Raw genomic sequence first — 5,385 nt, forward strand, 5'->3', positions numbered from 1 at the left:
GAGGCCGAGGATCTGCGACCCGCTGAACTCTGGAAGGGTGATCGAGGGAAACGACTCCGGAATCTGGCCGATGTAGTCGACCGCCGCGTTGAGCGACACCGGTCCAACGCGCACGTCCTGCAGCAGCGAGTCCGCGACCCGCAAGGTGACGGTGATGATCACGAGCGCGATCAGGCTCGCCGGAACCGACTTGATCACTCGCGCGGACACGAGCATGAGCACGATCGTGCCCGCTACCACCAGGAAACTTCGCTGCACCTGGTCTAGCTCGCCCAGGATGATGATCAGTGCGATCCCGCCCATGAAGCCCGACACCACGGGGTGGGGTATGAACCGGATGAGCGAGCCGAGCCTGCACAGTCCGAACAGGATCTGGAACGCGCCGGCCATGATGAACGCGACGAACGCGGCCTCGAGTCCGTACGCGGCAATGACTCCGGTGGCGACGACGGTGATGGGACCGGTCGGGCCGGTCACCTGGCCGGGCGTACCGCCGAACAGCGCCGCGAAGAACCCGGCGAAGATCGCCCCGTACAGGCCGACGAGCGCACCCTCGGAGGTGCCGGTCGCGGTGATACCGAACGCGATAGCCAGCGGTAACGCCACAATCGCCACGGTCAAACCGGAAAGAACTTCTCTGGCGATGCGCTGGAACATCGGCCCCCATCTCGGTCGACAGCATGCTGACTTCGACCCACGCGGGGGCCGAGTTGCCGACCAGGCTTCCCGGCGCTCCTACCGTAAAGATGCCGTAAAAATCCCTTCAAGGCAAGACCAAGTGACTCCACGGTGGGCCGAGCGACGGCGACGCCTTTGTGGAACGTCATTGCGCGATCAGCGACCACTGCAGACCTTGCACACGGCTGAGCAGAGACGCGGCGGACGAGCCCCCTCGACACGGAGTCATACTTTGCCGGGCGGATACTCACCCGAAAGACATCGCCTTCACCGCTCCCCTGTCCCGGCTCACCTCCTGCCACACCTCGGCTGTTGCGACCGTCGCGGGCCTCGTGCTAGTTTTTGGCTTGAGCCCCGTATGGGCCTACGCATGGAGGTTTTCCACTTTCGTCGCCACCGTGAGAGCGGCATGGTTCCGTATCTCTCGCATTTGGCAACCTCACGTTGAGGTATCACGCTCACACTTCAGTGCGTACGCAGCCTGCGGGGTTTTACTCATGCCTTTTTCCGGTGGTGTCCACCCTCCAATCTCTTCGATCAATGGGAAAGGGCACCATGTCTGAAGGTTTCGACTTCAACGCTTTTCAGCGCCAGGTCATCGCCGAATTCCGCGCCAACGGCGGTCGGGTCGGCGGGATGTTCGAAGGCTCCACACTGGCTTTGCTGACGACCACCGGAGCCCGGACCGGGCTGAGCCGGACCAGCCCGCTGGCGTACCTGCACATCGACGGGAAGGCGGTCGTGGTCGCTTCGGCGATGGGCGCGCCGACGCACCCGGCCTGGTATCACAACATCCGGAAGAACCCGGTCGTGACAGTGGAAACGGGAACGGAAACCTACACCGCCATCGCCGAGATCCCGACCGGGAACGAACGCGACGCACTCTTCGACGAAGTGACGGCACAGGATCCAGGATTCGCCGAATACCAAACAAAAACCACCCGGAAGATCCCCGTGGTGACCTTGCACCGAGCGGATTCTCATTCCGGGCCCGCACCTGTCGCGGTCGAACCCCAGCCCGACACCACCGGCGATCGGGTCACCGGGCTCGGGGATTTCCTCGTGGAAAGCCACGACTGGCTCCGCCACGAACTGGGCGAACTCCGCCGCCAGCTCGACGCGCTCGCCGAGGGTCGCGCGGACTCCGCAACCCTCGAGCGGCCGTCGCCGGATCTGGCCCAGCAGTTGCGCACGCATTGCCTGGAATTCTGCGGTGCGCTGGAGCAACACCACACCGGCGAAGACCAGGGCGCGTTCCCGATGCTGGCCCAGCAGTACCCCGAACTCGCCGAAGACCTGACCAAACTCGGCGAAGAACACAAGACCGTCGCGCGCCTGCGCCGGCGAATCCAGCAACTCGTCGACGACTACGTCCCCGGCGAAAGCGACCCGAGCACGATACGCGACGAACTCGAACATCTCGCCGCTAAACTCGAAACCCACTTCGAATACGAGGAAAAGACAGTGGTGAACGCCCTCAACTCCCTCGGGCCAGCACCCACTCGTCCATGATCTTCGCCTCCGGAGCCGGGCGATTCGAGCCCGGCCCAACCACAAGGACCGGGATTCCGTCGGCGTACGACGCCGCGAACCCACGAGGAAGGCCCCGAGGAGAGCCCTTATGCGCACGCTCGTCATCACCCAGAACATCACCGTCGACGGCTCGATCGAAATGCTCACCGACTGGTTCTCCCCACAGGAGCAGACCAGCGGCGTGCTCGAGGAGTTGCACCGCCAGGACCACGAGAGCGACGCACTGCTCGTGGGCCGACGCACCTTCGAGGCCCTCCGCGAGTACTGGCCTCGGCAGAACGACGACGCCACCGGTATCACCGCTTCCCTGAACGACCAAAGGAAGTACGTCGTGTCCTCCACGATGACCGATCCGCAATGGCAGAACACCACCGTCCTGCCAGGCGACCCGGTCGACCAGGTACGCGAACTGAAGCAGCAGCCGGGCAAGGACATCGTAGTCACCGGCAGCATCACCCTGTGCCACACCTTGATCGCCGCCGGGCTCGTGGACGAATACCGCCTGTTCGTCTACCCCAGCGTGCAGGGCACCGGACGCCGCATCTTCCCCGACGGCTACGAGCTGCCGCGACTATGCCTGCTGGACGCGAAGAGCTTCGGCAACGTCACGTACTCGCGCTACGCACCGGTACCCCGCGCCGACGCCACGCCGGAGAGGCCATGACTTTCGACAGCAGTGGAGCGGTTTCGACCGCGGGAGATCCCGCGCGCGCCCTGGCGCGCGCCACCGGGGTGTCCGGGTTGGCGTTCTGCCTGCTCTCGTTCGTGTCGCTGCCGCTGTACTTCGTGTATTCGGGGGCGCCGCCGGACTGGAACATCCTGACCCGCGTCCTGACCGGGGCGCTGGGATGCGCTGCCCTCCTGGTCTTCGCCTGCGCGTGGAGCCGGTACCTGCGCCGGGCTGGCGCGCCCGGTGGCGCGGCAACGGCGACCTCCGGCGGCCTGCCGGAGACGGTGGTGCTCGCCGCCGGAATCCTCTGGGTGGCGCTCACCTTCGTCCACCTCTCACTGGAGGCCGGCACCACCATCGTCACCGTCGAGCCGATCGACCCAACGCAGGACGGTGCGCTCGCGCCCGGGCAGTTCCTGCTCCAAGGAGCCCTCGGCCGCATCGTCGCAGCGGTCTTCGTCGGCGCCTCGGTGCTGCGGGCTCGACAGGCAGACCTGCTTCCGCGCTGGTTGCTTCTCGCCGGCGCAGCGCTCTGCGCCGTGCAACTGGCATTCGTACCGACCGTCTACTTCGGACCCGACCCGGCCGACTTCTACGCCGCCGTCGGATGGTGCACCACCGCGCTCGCCCCCGGTCTGGTCGTGCTCTGGCTGCTCGCCGTGTCCCTCGCGGTCCTACGCCGCAAGGAGAAGACCGCGTGAACATGACCGGCGTGACCGTCGGCATCCCGAGCACCGATCTGCTCGGACAGGTGGCGGTGGTGTACGGAGCGACGGGTTTCGTCGGGGAGGCGGTGAGCCGCGTTCACCGATGCCGGGGCCCGGCTCTTCCTCGCAGGCCGGACGGGTGACAGCCTCGCCGCTCTGGCGGACCGCATCGACGCGAACGGACACGTCCAGTGGGACCGGGTGGACGCGACCGACCCGGACGCGGTCGCGCGGCACATCGACGGGATCCACTCGGCCGCCGGACGCGTCGATGTTGTGTTCAACGCCGTGACGCACGGGGACGTGCAGGGTGAGTCACTGGTAGATATGAGCTACCAGACGTTCGCCGGGCGGTCGGGACCACGGTCGCGGCGCAATACGCCGTCACCCAGGCCACGGCACGCCGCATGGCGGCCCAGCGCAGCGGCGTGATCCTGACCGTGACCGGACATGGTCCGCCGTACCCGGGAACGGGCACGACCATGGTCCAGTGGGGACTGGTGGAGGGGATGCTGCGCCAGTGGGCCGTCGACCTGGGTCCGGCAGGGGTACACGTGTGCTGGCTCAGGACGACCGGGTTCCGCGATTCCGTCCTGGCCCACCGGGACTACGGGTCGAACTGGGCTGGTGACGCCGCGGCAGAGGAAGTGCTAGCCGCGGCAGAGACGGACACGATGCTCGGCCGGGGTGCCCTCGGTCGCGGAGGCGGGGCGTGCCGCCGTTTATCTGGCGACCGCTGACGACACCACGGCCGCAGCCGTCAACCTGACAGCCGGATCGGTCGCCGACTGACGCGGTGGCGAGACAATCCTTCAGGAGGTCGGCACTATCGGGAGCTCGCGGAGCGGATTGCCGCCGTCGATGAACAGTCGGCAGCCGACCGCCGAGGCGGCCGCGATGCGCGCCAGCACAGCACGGCAGGACTCCGGATGCCGTCCGTCGAGCGCACCGACACGCACGGCGAAAACGATATCGAAAGGTGCTTCCCCCGGCTCAAGCACGAAGGCTTCGGCAGCGACATGGCGCAAGCTCATCCTGCCCGAGCAATTTCCTGAGCCGATGCTGCTCGTGCCTGTTCGATCGCCTTCGCGGACCGGTCAATACCGCAGATGTGCCCGGAACTCAGCCGCGCCGCCACCGCCCTTGCCGCAGCGCCCGTCCCGCAACCGATTTCAAGCACACGTAACCGCGGTGTGAGCGGTAAAGCCTCTACGATCTCTGCCAGGCGGGAGGAGAGCGCCATCGACGAAGCTTATCCCCGATCCGCACGATGGCACCCGTCAGATCAGCTCGAGTCCGCCATCGACGTCGAGAATCTGGCCGGTCACCCCACGGGACGCGGGGTCAGCGAGCGCGAGCACCCACTGCGCCACGTCCTCGAGATCACCACCGCGTTCCAGAGGGATCCGGCCTCGCCTGTCCGCCGCAGTGTCCCCGTTGCCCTGCGCGCCCGCGCGGTTAAGTGCTTCGCTTTCGGCAGGTCCGGGTGCGACCGCGTTGAACCCGCACCTGCCGATCGGCCAGTTCCACCGCCCAGCTGCGGGTCAGTTGTTCCAGCGCGGCCTTGGCCGCGCCGTACTGGCTGATCCCCGGCGCGGGCCGGTGGCCGAGACTGCTGGACACGTTGACAATCGATCCCTTGCTGCGGGTGAGGTCGGGAAGTGCCGCCTGCACCAGGAACGTCGGCCCCAGCACGGTGGAAGCCCAGATCCCTCGCACGGTGTCGATCTCGCCGAGCGGGGGGACGCTACGACTTCCGCACTGTTGACCACGCCGTCAAGGCGCCCGAACCGCTCG

General features: G+C 66.8%; 9 protein-coding genes and 1 pseudogene. 5 read left to right on the forward strand and 5 right to left on the reverse strand.

The window, feature by feature from the left end; translation table 11 throughout:
• Nucleotides 1-657 (reverse strand): SulP family inorganic anion transporter (locus FXO23_RS51395; protein ID WP_246258640.1); only part of this gene is annotated, 657 nt, incomplete at its 3' end.
• 576 nt (nucleotides 658-1,233) lie between these two features.
• On the opposite strand from FXO23_RS51395, the gene FXO23_RS50090 reads away from it, so the two are divergent.
• From FXO23_RS50090 to FXO23_RS52915, 5 genes and pseudogenes are all read left to right on the forward strand, one after another.
• The gene (locus FXO23_RS50090) at nucleotides 1,234-2,190 is read left to right on the forward strand and encodes a nitroreductase/quinone reductase family protein (protein WP_158896216.1); all 957 of its coding nucleotides are present in this window, start codon (nucleotides 1,234-1,236) and stop codon (nucleotides 2,188-2,190) included.
• Between the two features lie 109 nt (nucleotides 2,191-2,299).
• Nucleotides 2,300-2,875 carry a dihydrofolate reductase family protein gene (locus tag FXO23_RS50095; RefSeq protein WP_158896218.1) on the forward strand — a complete coding sequence of 192 codons (576 nt, stop codon included), beginning with the start codon at nucleotides 2,300-2,302 and terminating at the stop codon, nucleotides 2,873-2,875.
• Nucleotides 2,872-3,582 (forward strand): hypothetical protein, encoded by a 711-nt coding sequence (locus FXO23_RS50100; RefSeq protein WP_158896220.1) that lies wholly within the window; start codon nucleotides 2,872-2,874, stop codon nucleotides 3,580-3,582. The genes FXO23_RS50095 and FXO23_RS50100 overlap by 4 nt, the downstream gene beginning before the upstream one ends.
• Entirely contained in the window at nucleotides 3,579-3,731 is a 153-nt protein-coding gene (locus FXO23_RS50105; protein WP_158896222.1) for a hypothetical protein, read from the forward strand. The genes FXO23_RS50100 and FXO23_RS50105 overlap by 4 nt, the downstream gene beginning before the upstream one ends.
• Nucleotides 3,732-3,741: 10 nt before the next feature.
• Nucleotides 3,742-4,020: pseudogene (locus tag FXO23_RS52915) on the forward strand (hypothetical protein); the annotation flags it as partial.
• Between the two features lie 380 nt (nucleotides 4,021-4,400).
• Here FXO23_RS52915 and FXO23_RS52135 read toward each other — a convergent pair.
• Genes FXO23_RS52135 through FXO23_RS50120 form a run of 4 tightly spaced genes read right to left on the reverse strand, consistent with a single transcriptional unit; the run spans nucleotide 4,401 to nucleotide 5,307 of the window.
• On the reverse strand, nucleotides 4,401-4,622 hold the full coding sequence (locus FXO23_RS52135; RefSeq protein ID WP_246258643.1) for a hypothetical protein: 222 nt from the start codon (nucleotides 4,620-4,622) through the stop codon (nucleotides 4,401-4,403).
• Complete coding sequence (locus FXO23_RS52140) at nucleotides 4,619-4,831, reverse strand: class I SAM-dependent methyltransferase (protein WP_246258646.1); 213 nt, start codon at nucleotides 4,829-4,831, stop codon at nucleotides 4,619-4,621. The genes FXO23_RS52135 and FXO23_RS52140 overlap by 4 nt, the downstream gene beginning before the upstream one ends.
• 37 nt (nucleotides 4,832-4,868) lie before the next feature.
• Complete coding sequence (locus FXO23_RS50115; RefSeq protein ID WP_158896226.1) at nucleotides 4,869-5,105, reverse strand: SDR family oxidoreductase; 237 nt, start codon at nucleotides 5,103-5,105, stop codon at nucleotides 4,869-4,871.
• On the reverse strand, nucleotides 5,047-5,307 hold the full coding sequence (locus FXO23_RS50120; RefSeq protein WP_158896224.1) for an SDR family oxidoreductase: 261 nt from the start codon (nucleotides 5,305-5,307) through the stop codon (nucleotides 5,047-5,049). Before FXO23_RS50120 ends, FXO23_RS50115 begins: the two co-directional genes overlap by 59 nt.
• Nucleotides 5,308-5,385: the final 78 nt, after the last annotated feature.

It is taken from the genome of Amycolatopsis anabasis (assembly GCF_009765355.1).
In the GTDB taxonomy this organism is placed as follows: domain Bacteria; phylum Actinomycetota; class Actinomycetes; order Mycobacteriales; family Pseudonocardiaceae; genus Amycolatopsis; species Amycolatopsis anabasis.